General features: G+C 67.2%; 14 protein-coding genes. 4 read left to right on the top strand and 10 right to left on the bottom strand.

Features of this window, described 5'->3' with window-relative positions; translation table 11 throughout:
• Positions 1-63: 63 nt before the first annotated feature.
• Together ACYVIO_RS18820 and ACYVIO_RS18815 are read right to left on the bottom strand one after the other, a co-directional pair.
• Positions 64-318: a hypothetical protein gene (locus ACYVIO_RS18820; protein WP_460652130.1), complete on the bottom strand. Its 255-nt coding sequence runs from the start codon at positions 316-318 to the stop codon at positions 64-66.
• Between the two features lie 19 nt (positions 319-337).
• Positions 338-2,017 carry a sodium:solute symporter family protein gene (locus ACYVIO_RS18815; protein ID WP_460652129.1) on the bottom strand — a complete coding sequence of 560 codons (1,680 nt, stop codon included), beginning with the start codon at positions 2,015-2,017 and terminating at the stop codon, positions 338-340.
• 251 nt (positions 2,018-2,268) lie between these two features.
• Here ACYVIO_RS18815 and ACYVIO_RS18810 point away from each other — a divergent pair, with 251 nt between their 5' ends.
• Both ACYVIO_RS18810 and ACYVIO_RS18805 read left to right on the top strand, forming a co-directional pair.
• On the top strand, positions 2,269-3,408 hold the full coding sequence (locus tag ACYVIO_RS18810) for a sensor histidine kinase (protein WP_460652128.1): 1,140 nt from the start codon (positions 2,269-2,271) through the stop codon (positions 3,406-3,408).
• On the top strand, positions 3,401-4,039 hold the full coding sequence (locus tag ACYVIO_RS18805; RefSeq protein ID WP_460652127.1) for a response regulator: 639 nt from the start codon (positions 3,401-3,403) through the stop codon (positions 4,037-4,039). The genes ACYVIO_RS18810 and ACYVIO_RS18805 overlap by 8 nt, the downstream gene beginning before the upstream one ends.
• Before the next feature lie 16 nt (positions 4,040-4,055).
• On the opposite strand, the gene ACYVIO_RS18800 is transcribed toward ACYVIO_RS18805, so the two are convergent.
• Positions 4,056-5,072: an endonuclease/exonuclease/phosphatase family protein gene (locus ACYVIO_RS18800; protein WP_460652126.1), complete on the bottom strand. Its 1,017-nt coding sequence runs from the start codon at positions 5,070-5,072 to the stop codon at positions 4,056-4,058.
• A 154-nt stretch (positions 5,073-5,226) separates the two neighbouring features.
• Between ACYVIO_RS18800 and ACYVIO_RS18795 the strand changes: the two genes are divergently transcribed.
• On the top strand, positions 5,227-5,721 hold the full coding sequence (locus ACYVIO_RS18795; RefSeq protein ID WP_460652125.1) for a PaaI family thioesterase: 495 nt from the start codon (positions 5,227-5,229) through the stop codon (positions 5,719-5,721).
• A gap of 52 nt (positions 5,722-5,773) precedes the next feature.
• Positions 5,774-6,382: a hypothetical protein gene (locus ACYVIO_RS18790; protein ID WP_460652124.1), complete on the top strand. Its 609-nt coding sequence runs from the start codon at positions 5,774-5,776 to the stop codon at positions 6,380-6,382.
• Between the two features lie 44 nt (positions 6,383-6,426).
• Here ACYVIO_RS18790 and ACYVIO_RS18785 read toward each other — a convergent pair whose 3' ends face one another.
• The 7 genes from ACYVIO_RS18785 to ACYVIO_RS18755 all read right to left on the bottom strand — a co-directional run bounded on the left by ACYVIO_RS18785 (position 6,427) and on the right by ACYVIO_RS18755 (position 15,589).
• Positions 6,427-7,446, bottom strand: a complete 1,020-nt coding sequence (locus ACYVIO_RS18785; protein ID WP_460652123.1) for an ABC transporter substrate-binding protein — start codon at positions 7,444-7,446, stop codon at positions 6,427-6,429.
• A gap of 113 nt (positions 7,447-7,559) precedes the next feature.
• Positions 7,560-9,839 (bottom strand): glycoside hydrolase family 95 protein, encoded by a 2,280-nt coding sequence (locus ACYVIO_RS18780; protein ID WP_460652122.1) that lies wholly within the window; start codon positions 9,837-9,839, stop codon positions 7,560-7,562.
• Between the two features lie 112 nt (positions 9,840-9,951).
• Entirely contained in the window at positions 9,952-11,613 is a 1,662-nt protein-coding gene (locus ACYVIO_RS18775) for a type 2 periplasmic-binding domain-containing protein (protein WP_460652121.1), read from the bottom strand.
• A 28-nt stretch (positions 11,614-11,641) separates the two neighbouring features.
• Positions 11,642-12,592 (bottom strand): carbohydrate ABC transporter permease, encoded by a 951-nt coding sequence (locus ACYVIO_RS18770; protein ID WP_460652120.1) that lies wholly within the window; start codon positions 12,590-12,592, stop codon positions 11,642-11,644.
• Positions 12,589-13,584 carry an ABC transporter permease gene (locus ACYVIO_RS18765; RefSeq protein WP_460652119.1) on the bottom strand — a complete coding sequence of 332 codons (996 nt, stop codon included), beginning with the start codon at positions 13,582-13,584 and terminating at the stop codon, positions 12,589-12,591. The genes ACYVIO_RS18770 and ACYVIO_RS18765 overlap by 4 nt, the downstream gene beginning before the upstream one ends.
• A 388-nt stretch (positions 13,585-13,972) precedes the next feature.
• Positions 13,973-14,968, bottom strand: coding sequence for a Gfo/Idh/MocA family protein (locus ACYVIO_RS18760; RefSeq protein WP_460652118.1), 996 nt, complete (start codon positions 14,966-14,968; stop codon positions 13,973-13,975).
• A gap of 57 nt (positions 14,969-15,025) precedes the next feature.
• Positions 15,026-15,589 (bottom strand): GNAT family N-acetyltransferase, encoded by a 564-nt coding sequence (locus ACYVIO_RS18755; protein WP_460652117.1) that lies wholly within the window; start codon positions 15,587-15,589, stop codon positions 15,026-15,028.
• Between the last annotated feature and the right edge of the window lie 10 nt (positions 15,590-15,599).

Below are 15,599 nucleotides of genomic sequence, written 5' to 3'. Positions count from 1 at the left end.
CCCACCGCAAAGGACCACCGGCGCTAGTGGTCTTACAACGACCAGCAGCGCCGGAGGTCATGCCTACTCGGTCGGTGCCTTCTCCGCGGGCTCGGCCGGTACGACGATCGGCCGCAGCCGCGACCACGCGACGAAGAGCAGCGCGAACACGATCATCGCCAGACCGCCCCACAGGTTGATGTTCAGGCCGTCGGCCTTGGCCACCTCGGCCGGGTCGGCGATGATGCCGAGGACCGTCAGCACCACTCCGTACACGCCGACCAGCAGCGCGATCACCACCCGGATGTCGAACGCTCCGGCCTTCTTCTTGTCTGCCATCTGCCGCTTCCTTTCCGGGTCAGCCGAAGACGATGTTCAGGACGACGACCATCGCCAGCGAGATCCCCGCCAGCAGGGTCGGCTTGCGGTACCAGCCGTGGTCGCCCTCCTGGGCCACCTCGGTCCGGTCCTCCTTCGGGGTCAGGGAGTACACGAGCCCCTTCAGTTCCTCGTCCGCCTTCGGCCTGGTGACCATGCTGACCACGACACTGATCAGGATGTCGACGACGAACGCCGCACCGGCCCCGACGAAGCTGGCGCCCTGACCCGGCAGGTTGATCACGCCGGTCTCGGACAGGATGAACACCAGTACGGCGGTCGACGTACCGCTGACCAGACCGACCCAGCCGGCCGTCGCCGTCATCCGCTTCCAGAACATACCGAGGATGAAGGTGGCGAACAGCGGCGCGTTGAAGAACGAGAACAACTGCTGCAGGTAGTCCATCAGGTTGCTGTAGCCCGACGCGATCGCCGCCGTACCGACCGCCACCAGCGTGCCGATCACGGTCACCCAGCGCCCGGTCCGCAGGTAGAAGTCGTCGCTGCGGTCCTTGATCACGTACCGCTCGAGCAGGTCGTACGTCATGACGGTGTTGAACGAGCTCAGGTTCGCCGCCATACCGGCCATGAACGACGCCAGCAGACCGGTGATCGCCAGGCCGAGCATGCCGTTCGGCAGCAGGTCACGCATCAGCAGCAGCAACGCGTCGTTGTAGGTGACCTCCGACCCGGTGCCGGCCTTGACCGCCTGCAGTTCCGGTACGGCGACCGCGGCGATGATGCCGGGGATGATCACGATGAACGGGATGAACATCTTCGGGAACGAGCCGATGATCGGCGTCCGCCGGGCCGCCGACATGTTCTTGCTCGCCATCGCCCGCTGGACCTCGACGAAGTTCGTCGTCCAGTAGCCGAACGACAGCACGAAGCCGAGGCCGAAGACCAGGCCGATCACCGACAACGTGCTGTTCGTGAACCCGCTCAGCTCGTTGCCCGGCCAGGCGCTCATCTGCTCGCCGCCTCCAGGTCCGGCCGAGACCTTGTCGACCAGTCCCTGCCAGCCGCCGACCTTGTGCAGGCCGACGATCGTCAGCGGCAGCAGCGCGGCGACGATCACGAAGAACTGCAGCACCTCGTTGTAGATCGCCGCCGACAGGCCGCCGAGCGTGATGTAGCTGAGAACGATGATGGCGGCAGCGACCGTCGAGACCCAGATCGGCCAGCCCAGCAGCACGTTGACGATGGTGGCGAGCAGGAACAGGTTCACGCCCGCGATCAGCACCTGCGCGACCGCGAAGCTGATCGCGTTCACCAGGTGGGCCGGTTTGCCGAACCGGCGCAGCATGAACTCCGGCACGCTGCGCACCTTGGAGCCGTAGTAGAACGGCATCATCACGACCCCCAGGAAGAGCATCGCGGGGATCGCGCCGATCCAGAAGTAGTGCACGGTCGGCATGCCGTACTGCGCGCCGTTGGCCGACATGCCCATGATCTCGATCGCGCCGAGGTTGGCCGAGATGAACGCCAGGCCGGTCACCCAGGCCGGCAGCGAGCGGCCGGACAGGAAGAAGTCGAGGCTGTTCGAGACCGCGCGTTTGGCGAGGTACCCGATGCCGAGCACGAAGACGAAGTACAACGCGATGATGATGTAGTCGATCGCCTGGGCGTCCAGCCTCAGGACCGATTCTTGCGCGAACATCCGGCCTCCGCATCGTCTCGTGACGCAAGGTGCTGTTACCGGTGAGGAACGTTACTCCTGCTTTCAACCACAGTCCCGCTGGGCCGCGCCCGGGCGTTTCTCCACCCCAAGATCCACCTCCGGCTGGTCCCGCGCGATGGTTCGCCGGGGATAACTTCGCGGTGATGGGACCGGCCGGCGTGCGACGATCGACCGGCGTCGGTCGGAGGTCGCCTCGGCGTCGTCGTCGGAGCTCGTCGGACGGGAGAACGTTGATCAGGAAGCAAGCCGGCCTGCTCGGCTGGAACGGCGTGCTCGCCCGGTTGCTGATCACCGCGGTGACGATCGGCGTCCTGGCCACCGCGCGACCGTCCGAGCCGTGGGCGTGGCCGGTGCTCGTCGTCGCGCTGCTCAGCTTCCTCGCCGGGACGTTCCTGATGCACCGGTACGAGGTGGTGGCGCTCGGGCTGCTGTCGTACGCCGCCCTCAGCGCCGCCGTCGTCACCGGGATGCCCGGCTCCAACGCGCTGATCCTCGTGCTGGTCCCGATCACGGACGTCGCCGTGATGACCTTCGCCCGCACGCCGCGGCTCCGCCGCAACCAGCCGATCATTGCCGTCGGCATCGGTTGCCTTCTCCTGTACGGCGTCTCGGCGCAGCTGTACGACCGCACCAGCAGCTGGTTCCTCAGCCAGCTCCTGTGGACCGCGGTCCTGATCCTCTTCGGCCTCAACCGCCGGTACGACGAACTCCGCGCCCAGCAGACCCGCAAGCTGCTCGACCAGACCGTCCTGGCCCAACGAGAACACTCCCGAGCCGCCGCGCTGGACGAACGCACCCGCATAGCCCGAGAACTCCACGACGTACTCGCGCATTCGCTGGGCGCCCTGTCCGTCCAACTAGAACTGGCCGAAGCCCTGTTGTCCGAGAAGGACGACCGACCAGCAGCCCTAGACAGAATCCGCCGCTCCCGCCGCCTGGCCGTCCAAGGTTTGACGGAGGCCCGCAACGCGGTCGCCACCTTGCGGCAGGACGACGTACCGGCTCTCCCCACGGCGTTGGAGACGATGACCGAACAGCATGCCAAGGACCACGCGACGACCGCGCACCTGACGGTCACCGGCACGGCTCGGCCGCTGGACTCAGGTGTTGTGGTCGCTCTGCTGGGTGCGAGCCGGGAGTCGCTCACCAACGCGGGTCGGCACGCGCCGGGAGAGCCGATCGAGGTCGAGCTCGAGTACTTGTCCACGGGCGTTCGGCTCGAGGTGCGTAATCAAGTGACTGACTCTGCAACAGGTAGTGGTTTTGGGGTGGCGGGGATGCGGGAGCGGTTGGCTTTGGTGGGTGGGGGGTTGTCGGCGGGGGTTGTTGACGGGGAGTGGGTTGTGGTGGCGGAGGTGGCGGATGAGTGACGTGGTTCGGGTGGTGGTTGCTGATGATCAGCAGGTGGTGCGGGAAGGGCTGGTGGCGCTGCTGGGGTTGATTGATGGGGTGGAGGTGGTGGGGGCCGCGGCTCATGGGGGTGAGGCTGTGGAGTTGGTGAGCAAGGGCGGCGTCGACGTGGTGTTGATGGATTTGAAGATGCCTGGGGTGGACGGGGTGCAGGCGACGGCGAGGCTGACGGCTGAGTATCCGGAGGTTGCGGTGCTGGTGCTGACGACGTACGCGGATGACACGTCGATTGCTCAGGCGTTGAAGGCCGGGGCTCGGGGGTATTTGACGAAGGACGCCGGCCGGGTGGAGATCGGGGCGGCGCTCAGGGCTACCGCGGCGGGGCAGTCGACGTTTGATGCGGAGGTTTCTCGGCGGTTGGTGGCTGGGCTTTCGCCGGGGCCGAACACTTCAGACGGATTGACGGCGCGGGAGACCGAGGTACTACGGCTGATCGCTCAGGGGTTGAGCAACCCTGAGATCGCGGCGTTGTTGTTCATCGGGGAGGCGACGGTGAAGACGCACATCAACAACACGTTCGCGAAGATCGGGGCACGGCATCGCGCCGAGGCTGTGCGGTACGCCTATCGCCACGGGATCGCCGAGGCCTGAGGCGAGGGCAGCAGGCCTAGACCGCAAGCTCCGCGACGACCGGCCGGTGGTCGCTGCCCGTCGGCTCCATCACCCACGCCTTGGTCGGTGTCACACCGCGCACCATGATGTGGTCGATCCGCGCCATCGGGAACTTCGCCGGCCAGGTGAACCCGAAGCCCTGCCCCGCAGCCCCCTGCGCCGAACGCAGGCCGGCGGTGATCGGCGCGAGGCTGCGGTCGTTCGCCGTACCGTTGAAGTCGCCCATCACGACCACCCCGGCGCGCTTCTCGGCCGCGATCTGCTGCGCGAGCTGCTTGATCGTCTCGTTGCGCTGGTTCGACGTGAAGCCGCTCGTGCCGACCCGCACCGACGCCAGGTGCGCGACGTAGAAGGCGACCTTGCCCTCCGGCGTACTGACCTCGGCGCGCAGCGCGCGGGTCCAGGAGAAGCCGACGTCGACGGCCTTGCCCTCCTCGACCGGGAACTTCGACCACAGCGCCACGGTCCCCCGCGACACCACGTGCGGGTACGCCGCGGCGAACTCCCGCTTGTAGATCTTCAGGTCCGCCGAGGTGATCTCCTCCAGCGCCATCACGTCCGCGTCGGCCTTCAGCAGTTCGGCCGCCGTGTGCTCCGGGTCCGGGTTGTCCGCACCCACGTTGTGCGACAGCACGCGCAGGTCGTGCGGCCCACCGGACCCGTTCGGGATCAGCAGGTGACCGAACATCAACCCCCACACGACAGCCGGCACCAGCAACGCGATCCCGGCCGTAGCGGACCGGCGGACCAGCGCGGCAACGGCGAGCACCGGTACGGCGATCCCGACCCACGGCAGGAACGTGTCGAGCAGGCTCCCCAGGTTTCCGACCGTGTTGGGCACGTAGCGGTGGAACATCAGCGGCAGCGCCGACAGGATCGCCAGCACCGCGATCACGATGCCGCGACGCCACTTCCCACCGTTGCGACGCTGCGCGCGCGAACCGCCGGAGCGGCGCTTACGGGCGGCGCTGCGTGGCGGGCGGCTGGCGAGTGCTGTCTGGCGGTCGGACATGACGTCGATTCTTACGGACTCCCGGTCCGTACCAAAGTCCGTGACACGTAAGGCCCGGGTAATTCATCCGATGGAAGGACACCCGGCGTACCACCCGACGCCGATCGGAGGACCGATCCCCCAAAAGGACCTGGCTGAGTCTACTATTCAGACCATGGGTGAGCAGACGTTCAAATGGACCGATCCCGAGCAGGTACTGGCCGAGACCGCGGCCCTCAGTGGACTGGAGTACATCCAGGGCATGAACGAGGGGCGCATCCCGCCGCCACCGATCGCGGTGCTGATGCAGTTCGGCCCGGTGAGCGTGGAGAAGGGAAGGGTCGCGTTCAGTTGCCAGCCGTCGCACGCGTCGTACAACCCGATCGGGATGGTGCACGGCGGCCTGGTCTGCACGTTGCTGGACACGGTGACCGGCTGCGCCGCGCACACCACCTTGCCGGCCGGCGTCGGCTACACCTCGGTCGAGATCAAGGTGAACTACCTGCGCCCGGTCCTGGCCGATACCGGTGAGCTGATCGGGACCGGCTGGGTGGTGAAGGGCGGCCGCTCGGTGATATTTGCCGAAGGCAACGTCAAGACCGCGGCCGGGGACCTGGTCGCGACCGCGACCAGCACGCTCCTGGTGCGGGCTCGGCCCGGCTCGGCCTGAGCGACGCGCCTGGGGGCTGGTGCGCGACCCCGGCAGCGCACACAATGCGGTTATGACGAAGACCGAGCCGCCACCCTCCTTCGTGGTGCGCAAGAGCCGGTGGGAGAGCACGGCCGGACTCCTGTACGTCGGCCTGGTGGTCTTCGGCCTGATGATCCTGCTGACCATCGCCTGCGTCGTCGTCGCGCTGGCCCGGAACGAACCTGTCCGCGAACCACTGGAGACCGTCTGGCTGTCGTTCGGCGGGATGCCACTGATCTTCGCGGTCGGGCTACCGGTGCTGCTCGGCGTCGGCTGGGTCACGACGGCGGAGTCCCGGCACGAGGCGGACGGCGAGGAGATCCTGCTCGCGATCGACAGCGAGGGCGTCTACCTCGGCGGTGACCAGCCGCAGAAGCTGCCGTGGGACCAGGTGCACGGCATCTGCCGGGTCGAGCGGCGCGAGGTGCACGGCGACGACGACGAGACCTGGTCGTCGTACCTGATCGTCCAGAAGGTTCCCGACACCGAGCTTCCGAAGCTGTCGAAGAACTGGGGCCCGTCGTGCGACTGGCCGGGCAGCCTGCTCACCAGGACGCTGCCGTTCGACGAGCTCGAGGCCGCCGTACGCCGGTACGCTCCGCACGTCGCGGTCAACGACCGCGGTCGCGTCCCGGACTGACGCCGGCCCACCGCCGCACATGCAGCAGGCCGGCGTACCGATGATCAGCTCTTCGCGCTGAGGTACTTCTCCAGGTCGTCCAGCGTGGCCTGCGCGCCGATCGGGCCGAGGCCGAGGAACCAGACCTCATCGTTGACCCGTTGCACCTTGCCCGACTTCACCCCGGACAGCGACTTCCACAGCGTCCCGTTGACGACGGTGTTCTCCGCGGTCGTCTCGGGCTTGCCGTAGCTGGAGTAGAAGATCCAGTCACCGTCGGCCTGACCGATGTTCTCCTGGGAGATCTCCAGCGCGAGCTCCTGGATGTCCTGCACCTTCGGCCGCGGCAGGCCGATGTCCTTCAGGATCACGCCGATGAACGACAGGTTGCCGTACAGCCGGATGTCGGCCGGCCGGAACCGGACCAGCGAGATCGTCGGCGAGCCCTCGACCTTGCTCTTCACCTCGTTGGCGCGCTTCTGGTAGTCGTTCAGCAACCCGGTCGCCTTGGCCTCCTCGCCGAGCGAGTCGGCGACGAGCAGGAAGTCCTCCTTCCACGGGAAGCCGGGCCGGATGCTCATCACGGTCGGCGCGATCGCGCTGAGCTTGGCGTACAGGTCGTTGGCCCGCAGCTTGCTGCCGAGGATCAGGTCGGGCTTCAGCTTCGCGATCGCCTCGAGGTTGAGCTCGCTGACGCCACCGACGGGCTGGATCCCCTGCGCCTTGTCGGCCAGGTAGCTCGGGACGCCGTTCTGGCCGGCGTTGGTGCCCATGCCGACCGGCGTGATGCCGAGGGCGAGCACGCCGTCGAGCTCGCCACTGTCGAGGACGACGACCCGCTCGGGCTTCTTCTCGAGCTTGGTCTCACCGAGCGCGTGCTTCACCGTCCGCGGGAAGACGCCGTCGGCGGCGTCCGAGCCGAGCTTCGCGGTCTCGGCGTCGGCGGTCGAGAACAACCGTCCGCCGGTCGCCACCTCGGTGTCGCCGACGCCGGTGTCGGCCGACTTGTCGTCGCTGCCGCAACCGGCCAGTGCCAGGCCGAGCACGGCCAATCCCGCGACAGCCGCGGTCCATCGGCTCCTCATGTCATGTCCCTTTCCTCGGGCGTTGAAACCGTAGCGGACATTACATGAGTTTGGTAAGGCAACCCTCATTTTGTTGCACATCCCACCCACCGGGACCACCCGTCACCGACCGGCTACAGACGCACTGCCTCACCAGGCGAGAGCTCGACCTCGACCGGCTCGGCCGTTGCACCCAAGGCGATCCGGAAACGACCTGCCTGGTCGGCACGGACCAGCGCCTCGGTGATCTGTCCGTCCTGCCAGGTGACGTCGAAGGACAGACCGCCGCGGGCTCGCAGCCCGTGGTACGAACCAGTGGGCCACTCGGCCGGCAGCGCAGGAAGCAGCCGTACAACGTCCGTGTGGCTCTGGATCAGCAGCTCGGCGATCGCGCCCGTCATCCCGAAGTTCGCGTCGATCTGGAAGATGTCGCCGTCGCGGTGCAGCAGGTTCCCGGCGACCAGGCGAGTGGTGTAGTCGCGGACGACGTCCACGGCCCTCTGCGGGTCGGACAGGCGGGCGTACAGGGCGATCAGCCAGGCGCTGGTCCAGCCACCGGCAGGGCGGCCCGACGTACGGAGCTCTAGCGACTTGCGGACGCCGCCGGCCCACTCCGGCGTACGGACCGGATCGATCTGGTTGCCCGGGTACAGCCCGTACAGGTGGGACTGGTGCCGGTGGTCGAACTCCGAGGGCGGCCAGTCGGTCGGCCACTCCAGCATTCGGCCGTCGTCGGTGAGGCCGATCGCGGGCAACCGGTCGACCGCCGTCGCGAAGCGCGCCGCGAGGCCGGACGACAGGCCGAGCACGGTCTCCGCCTCGGACAGGTTCGCGAACAGCTCGCGGATCAGCCACAGGTCGTACGTCGAGGTGAAGTCGACCGACGCCTTCTCCCCCGACGGCAGCAGGAAGTGGTGCTCCGGCGCCGTCGACGGGATGAACTGCAGCCGGCCGTCGCCGTCCTCGACGAGCATCGCCAGCACGAACTCGGCCGCGCCGGCCAGGATCGGGTACGCGCGGTCGCGCAGCCAGGCCTCGTCCGGGTGGAAGCGGTGGTGCTCCATCAGATGGGCCGACATCCACACGCCACAGGTCGCGGCCATCGCCCACACCGGGTCGTCGCCGCCGTCGCCGACCGGCCAGGTCGCGCGCCAGATGTCCGCGTTGTGGTGGGAGACCCAGCCGGGTGCGTCGTACAGGATGCGCGCGGTCTCGCGGCCGGACTCGGCCAGGCCCTCGAGCAGATCGGTCAACGGGTCGAAGCACTCGCGCAGACCGGTCACGTCGGCGAGCCAGTAGTTCATCTGGGTGTTGATGTTGTTGGTCCAGTCGCTGGCCCACATCGGGCGACGCTCGGCGTTCCAGATCCCTTGCAGGTTGGCCGCCTGGGTCCCTGGACGGGACGATGCCATCAGCAAGTACCGTCCGAAGGCGAAGACCAGTCCGGCCAGGTCCGGATCGTTGCCCCCGGCACCGACCGCGCGCACCCGCTCGTCGGTCGGCAGGTCGACTGCGGTCCCGAGCGTGAGCCCGGCTCGGTCGTACAAGGCGGTGTGGTCGTCCAGGTGCCGCTGCAGGAGCTTGTCCGGGGCAACCGCATCCACGATCCGGATGGCGTCCGGCAACGGCAGCTTGCGGCCCGGCGGCACCGACCAGCCCTGGAAGCTGCTCGCCGCGGACAGCACGAGCGTCACCGCGTCAGCCCCTTCGACGGTGATCCCGTCCGGCCCGGTGCCGAGCGTGCCGCCCTCGGCGAAGGCCCGCAGGACAACGCCGAACCCGATCCCCCGCCCGTCCTCGTACCGGATCGGGTCCGGGCTCTCCCGGTACTCGATGGTGAGGTCGGACGGCGCGCGCCCGGTGACCCCGATCGTCCGGCTGTCGATCACCGACGGCTCGACCGGGTGCACGCTGGTCAGCGCGGCCGACAGGTTCACCGACCCCGGTACGTCGGCTGTGACCGTCCAGACCAGCACCTGGTCGGGCGTCGACACGTAGCTCTCGCGCCGAAACCTGACTCCGTCTTGTGTGTAGTCGATCGCGGCGATCCCGGTCCGCAGGTCGAGGCTGCGCCGGTAGCCCTGGAAGTCATCCGCCGCCGGCAGCGTGATCATCAGGTCGCCGAGCGGCTGGTACGACTCGACCAGCGGGCCTTGCAGCGCCCGCGTCCGTTCCGTCGCCGCGAGCCGGTCGCCGTCCTCGAGCAGCAACCGCCGTACGTCGGCCAGCACCGCCGGCCCGTCCGGCACCTGCAGCGTGCGCGGCCCGTCGCCGGACCAGACGTCGTCCAGGTTCAGCGCGATCCGCTCGTCGGCCACCCGGCCGAACACCATCCCGCCGAGGTGCCCGTTGCCGATCGGCAACGCCTCGAACCAGTCCGGCGCGGGAGTACGGAACCACAGCTCGTGCGACATCGTGCAAGGTCCTTTCAGAGCCGGACAGGGGGCCGGACAGAGGGGTGGCCGCACCCGGGGAGCCAGAACTGCGGCTCCCCGGGTGCGGCCGGGTGAGGGGTTTCGGAAATGCTTACTTGCTGCCGGACTTGTACTTGTCGTAGGCCTGCTGGTTGACCTCCAGGAAGCGCGGCATCCCGGTGCTGTCCAGACCCTTCACGTACGTGTCCCAGTCGGAGTCGATGTTCTTCGACCCGGTGATGAACGCCAGCTGGTTCTGGGTCACGTAGTTGTTCAGGTTGGTCTGCAGCGTGGCCAGCTCACCACTCAGGCTCGGGTCCGGCCAGACGACGGCCTGCGGGTACACCTGCGCCCGGTCGCCGTGACCGTCGTACTGCTTCGTTGCCTGGAACAACCGTCGCTCGTAGCCCGCGCCGGTGTAGATGTCGGTCGGCGTGACCTGCGCGTTCCGGAACGCGAGCACGTTGTGGTACTGCGCGAGCGCGCCCCAGTTGATGTTCTTCGGCGCGTTCTGGACCGGCTTGTACAGCGGCTTGGTGTTGGCGTCGAGCCCGACCTCACCAGCGGCGGGCTTGCTCCAGCCGACGCCCTCGGGGCCGTTGTTGGTGATGATCTGGCCCTCGTCGGTGAAGATGTAGTCGAGCATCTTGATCGCGGCGACCTGCGCCTCCTTGCTGGCCTTGTTGGTCAGCATGAAGGTGTAGTTCAGCGTCGGCAGGTACTGCTCGCCGGAGAAGCTCTTGCCGTTCGGGCCGGTCAGCGGCGGGACCGCGTCGTACTGCTTGTCCCGGCCGTCCTTGGAGTCGGACTGCACGAAGATGTACGGGTGCAGCATCGACGCCGAGCCGATCCGGACCGCCTTCGGGTCGTTGCCCTGGGCCTGCAGCGCGGCCGCGTTCTGGGTGAACGCGCCCTGGTCGATCAGGCCCTCCTTGTACAGGGAGGCGATGAACTTCAGGCCGTCGCGCCACTCCGGCGTGGTCAGTGGGGTGACCACCTTGTCGCCGTTCAGCGTGATCAGGCCCTGGACGCCGTTGTTCGCGCCGACCGGCGGGTAGGCGTACGCGCCCATCAGGTACGAGATCAGGGTGCCGTCCTGGGTGTCCGCGGTCAGCGGGATCTCGTCGGCCTTGCCGTTGCCGTTCGGGTCCTGGGTCTTGAAGGCCTTCAGGACCGTGCGCAGCTCTTCGGGGGTCTTCGGCTGCTGCAGGCCGAGCTTCTTCAGCCAGGCGGAGTTCATCCACAGCTTGTTCGGGAAGCTGCAGTGGTAGCAGTCGGCCCACTGCGGCAGGGCGTAGATGTGCCCGTCGGGAGTGGTCGACTCCTCCTTGTAGGCCTTGTTCTCGTCCAGGAACTTCTGGATGTTCGGGGCGTTGTCCTTGATCAGCTGCTCGAGCGGAACCGCGACGCCCTGCTGACCGAGCTTGAGCACCTCGGCCTTGCTGAAGCCGTCGACCCACGGGATCAGGAAGAACAGGTCCGGGTAGTCGCCGCTGGCCAGCGAGATCTGCCGCTTCTCCTTGGCCGGGCCGGCGTCGAACGTCGTCGTCTGCCACTTGAACTGGAGCTTGAACTTCTCGCTCATGATCTTGGTCACCGAGTTGGTGTCCAGGTTCATGGTCTGGTCGGCCGGCGTGAACACGTCGATGACGGTCTTGCCGTCGGCCGTTGTCTCGTTGGCGACTCCGTCGGACTTGTCGGAGCTGCACGCAGCCAGGGTGGCGAGCAGGCCGGCCGCGACGAACGCGGTGACCGTGCGCACTGATGAGCGCATTGCGGTGGTTCCTTTCTGGATGGGCTTTTCAGCCCTTGACTGCGCCGACCATGACGCCCTTGGTGAAGTGGCGGGCGACGAAGGGATAGATGACCAGTACGGGCAGGCTCGAGATGACGATGAGCGCGTACTTCAAGACGTTGGCCAGCTGCTGCTGTTCGAGCTGCTGCGCCAGGTTGGTGGTAGTGGTCGACCCGGAGAGAGTGTTCAGGATCAGCACGTTGCGCAGCACGATCTGCAACGGGTAGAGGCCTGGGTCCTTCAGGTAGATCAGGGCGTCGAAGTAGCTGTTCCACTGGAAGATCGCGTACATCAAGGCGATGACCGCGATCACGGGCTTGGACAACGGGAGCACGATCGACCAGAGGAAGCGCAGGTCGCTGGCGCCGTCGATGGTGGCGGCTTCGTACAGCTCGTCGGGAATGGTCGAGCGGAAGAAGGTGCGCGCGATGATGACCTGCCAGACGCCGATCGCGCTCGGGATCACCATCGCCCAGCGGGTGTTCAGCATGCCGAGGTCCTGGACCACCAGGTACGTCGGGATCAGTCCGCCGGAGAACAGCATGGTGAAGATCAGCCCGCTCATGATCACGTTGCGGCCGAACAGCGACTTGCGCGACAACGGGTAGGCGATCGCGATCGTCAGCGTGACGCTGATCAGCGTGCCGCCGATCGCGTAGATGAAGGAGTTCAGGTAGCCCTTCATGATGAGCGGATCGCCGAAGGCCTCCTGGTAGGCCTTGATGCTCGGCTCGATCGGCCACAGCAGCACCCGCCCGGCACTCACCGCCGACGCGCTGCTGAACGAGTTGGCGACGATGTAGATCAGGGGCACCGCGACCACGAGCAGCGCGATCCAGAGCATGATCTTGACGCCGACCAGGAAGATCTTGTCGGTCCTGGTCTCCTCGATCGCGGTCCGCCGCGATGACACCGGGCGCCGTCCGGTCCGCCGGAAGCCTTGCAGAGTGACGCTCATGACCACAGTCCGTTCCCGGTGATCCGCTTGGCGACGAAGTTCACGACCACCAGCAGGACGAGGTTGACGACGGAGTTGAACAGCCCGATCGCGGTCGCCATCGAGAAGTCGGCGTTCAGCAGACCGGTCTTGTAGACGTAGGTGGCGATGATCTCGGCGTTCGACTGGTTCAGCGGGTTCTGCAGCAGGAACGCCTTCTCGAAGCCGATCGACATGATGTTGCCGACGCCGAGGATCAAGATGATCACCGCGGTCGGCATGATGCCGGGCAGGTCGACGTTGCGGATCCGCTGCAGCCGGCTGGCACCGTCGATCCGGGCCGACTCGTGCAGCGCCGGGTCGATGCCGGCCAGCGCGGCCAGGTAGATCACCGCGGAGTACCCGGTGGTCTGCCAGACGTCGGACCAGACGTAGATGTGCCGGAAGTAGTCCGGGTTGCCGAGGAAGTCGACCTTCGGGATGCCGAACAGCCCGATCGCGTCGTTCACGAAGCCCAGTTGCGGCGACAGCACGAGGATCGTCATCGAGACCACGACCACGGTGGAGATGAAGTACGGCGCGTAGGTGACCAGCTGCACCGTCTTCTTGAAGACGCCGACCCGGATCTCGTTCAGCGCGATCGCCAGGATGATCGGGATCGGGAAGCTCGCGAGCACGGTGTAGGCGGCCAGGTAGAACGTGTTCTTCACCAGGGTCCAGAACACCGGGTTCTGGAAGAACAGTTCGAAGTTCTTGAAGCCGACCCAGTCACTGCCCCACGGCCCCTTGATCGGGCTGTAGTCCTTGAACGCGATCACCGCGTTGGAGATCGGGACGTACTTGAAGATCACGAAGTAAGCGATCGGCAGCGCCATCAGCAGGTAGAGCTGCCAGTGCCGGCGGAAACTCCGGCCGGCCGCGGCCCGACGGGTCGGTCGGTGGCGAATACTTGCCACCGCCTGTTTGACCACCGGCGCCGGTGGCGCGGGGTTCACCTCGATCGTTCGACTCACTCCCGAATCCCTTTCCTGGTCCAGCACGTGCTGTGACGACTCGCGTACCGCTTGCAGCGGAACCGATATCCGATAGGATCTCGGAACTCTTCTCCGGGAGAATGACACAGAACGCGGCGTTGCGGAAGAGCCATTACACCGGTCGATATCCGATGTTGACCAAGGCGGCGAAACCCCTGCTTTGTAAGGTGTTCACGCAATTGCCCAGGGCACCGAAGGGTCCGGGAACGCCGAACAGACCCACTGGTGTCACCAGCGGGTCCGAGCACTACGGTGATCCGGCGCGGTGGCGTTCTGAGCGGTCGCCACCGGTCCGTACCAGTTTATTTCTTTTGTTAACTATGTCGCAGTCAACTGCCTACCGGCGACTATGTCAAGACTTTGACGTTCAGTCGACGAGGACGTCGGCGAGCTCGACCCGGCGGCGTTCGGTGGCCGACCGGACCGCGGCCTCGACCATCGCGAGCGACGGAACGTTGCTGCGCGCATCGGCCTGCGACGGCGTCCCGGTCCGGACGCACGCGACGAACTCGGCCAGCGAGCCGGCGGTCTGCTCGGGATCCTCGCCGACCGCGACCGGCCGCAGCGGGTCACCGGTCGAGGGAGCGTCGTCGCCGTCCCACACCGCCGTACCGTGCTCGCCACTCACGCGCCAGCGACTGTTCCAGGAGGTCTCCTGGCCCGGGGCGACCCAGCTGCCGTGGAAGACGAACCGCGTACCGCCGGGGAACTCGAAGATCGCGGTCGCCGCGGCGTCACCGGCGAACCAGCTCCAGCCGGGGTTGTACGACTCGCAGTACACGCTGACCGGATCGGCGCCGAGCAGGGCCCGGGCGGAGTCGAACTGGTGGATCGCCATGTCGACGAGCAACGGGTAGGGCATCTGCTCACGGAAGCCGCCGAAGTGCGGCGCCTTTGCGAACTCGCAGGACACGCTCGCGATCCGGCCGAGCTCGCCGGTCGCGTTCTTCAGCGCGGTGAACTGGTTGAGGTACCGGCGGGACTGGCTGATCATCAGCAACGTCCCGGTCTCCTCGGCGACGCCGGCGATGTACTGCGCGTCGGCGACGCTCGGCGCGATCGGCTTCTCGCAGAGCACGGGAAGGCCGGCCCGCAGCGCTTCCTCGTTGACCGCGTTGTGCGCCTCCGGCACGGTCACGTTGACGACGGCGTCCGCGCCGGTCAGGTCTTTGAGCTCGGTCAACGTCCGCGCGACCGGAACCAGCGCGGCCAGCTCGTCCTCACTCACGCGCTGCGCGAGGTCGAGATCGAGGTCGACCAGCCCGACCAGCTCGACGTCCGGCGAGCCGGCGATCGTGTGCAGCCAGGTGCGGCCCATCGAGCCCGCCCCGACCTGAAGAAGGCGCAACGGCGCGTCGGGCATGACGAACTCTCCTGACGTACTCCGGGAACGGGCGGCCGCCAGTATGTCAGGACTTGATCAGTCGCCCGCGAGCCGGGCGTGACTGTGGGCGTCGTGCCACCCGTCGGTGTGCAGCATCGAGCCGCGCAGGGTGCCCTCGAGCGGAAAGCCGGCCTTGGTGGCGACCCGGCAGGAGTCCACGTTGTGCACCGAGTGCTCGATCGACAGCCGGTGCAGCCCCAGCTTTGTGAAGGCCCACTCGGTGAGCGTTCCGACAGCTCGACCGGCCAGCCCGCGACCACGGGCCGCCGGGAGCACCCAGTAGGAGAGGTGCGCCTTCGCCTCGTACAGGTCGATTCCGCGCAGACCGATCTGCCCCACCGCCTGGCCGTCTCCGGACACGATCGCCCAGCTCGCGGCCTCCTCCGCGGCCCACCGCCCCGGCCACTGCGCGATCCACTGCAGCGCCTCGGCGTCGTCGTCGATCCGCAGGACGTGCCACCGCTGAGTCCCAGGATCACCGAAGGCCTCCCGAACCGCGGTGGCGTCCCCGTCCAACCAGGGCCGCATTCCCGGCAACTCGGGCTGCTCCAGGTCCCGCAGAGTCCCAGCCGCCAACGCAGGTTCACTCAGTCTCGGCACACTGCAAGTG

The sequence above is a fragment of the Kribbella endophytica genome, assembly GCF_054781295.1.
Note: the sequence above shows the minus strand (reverse complement) of the source record. Positions and strands in the feature narration are given on the sequence as shown.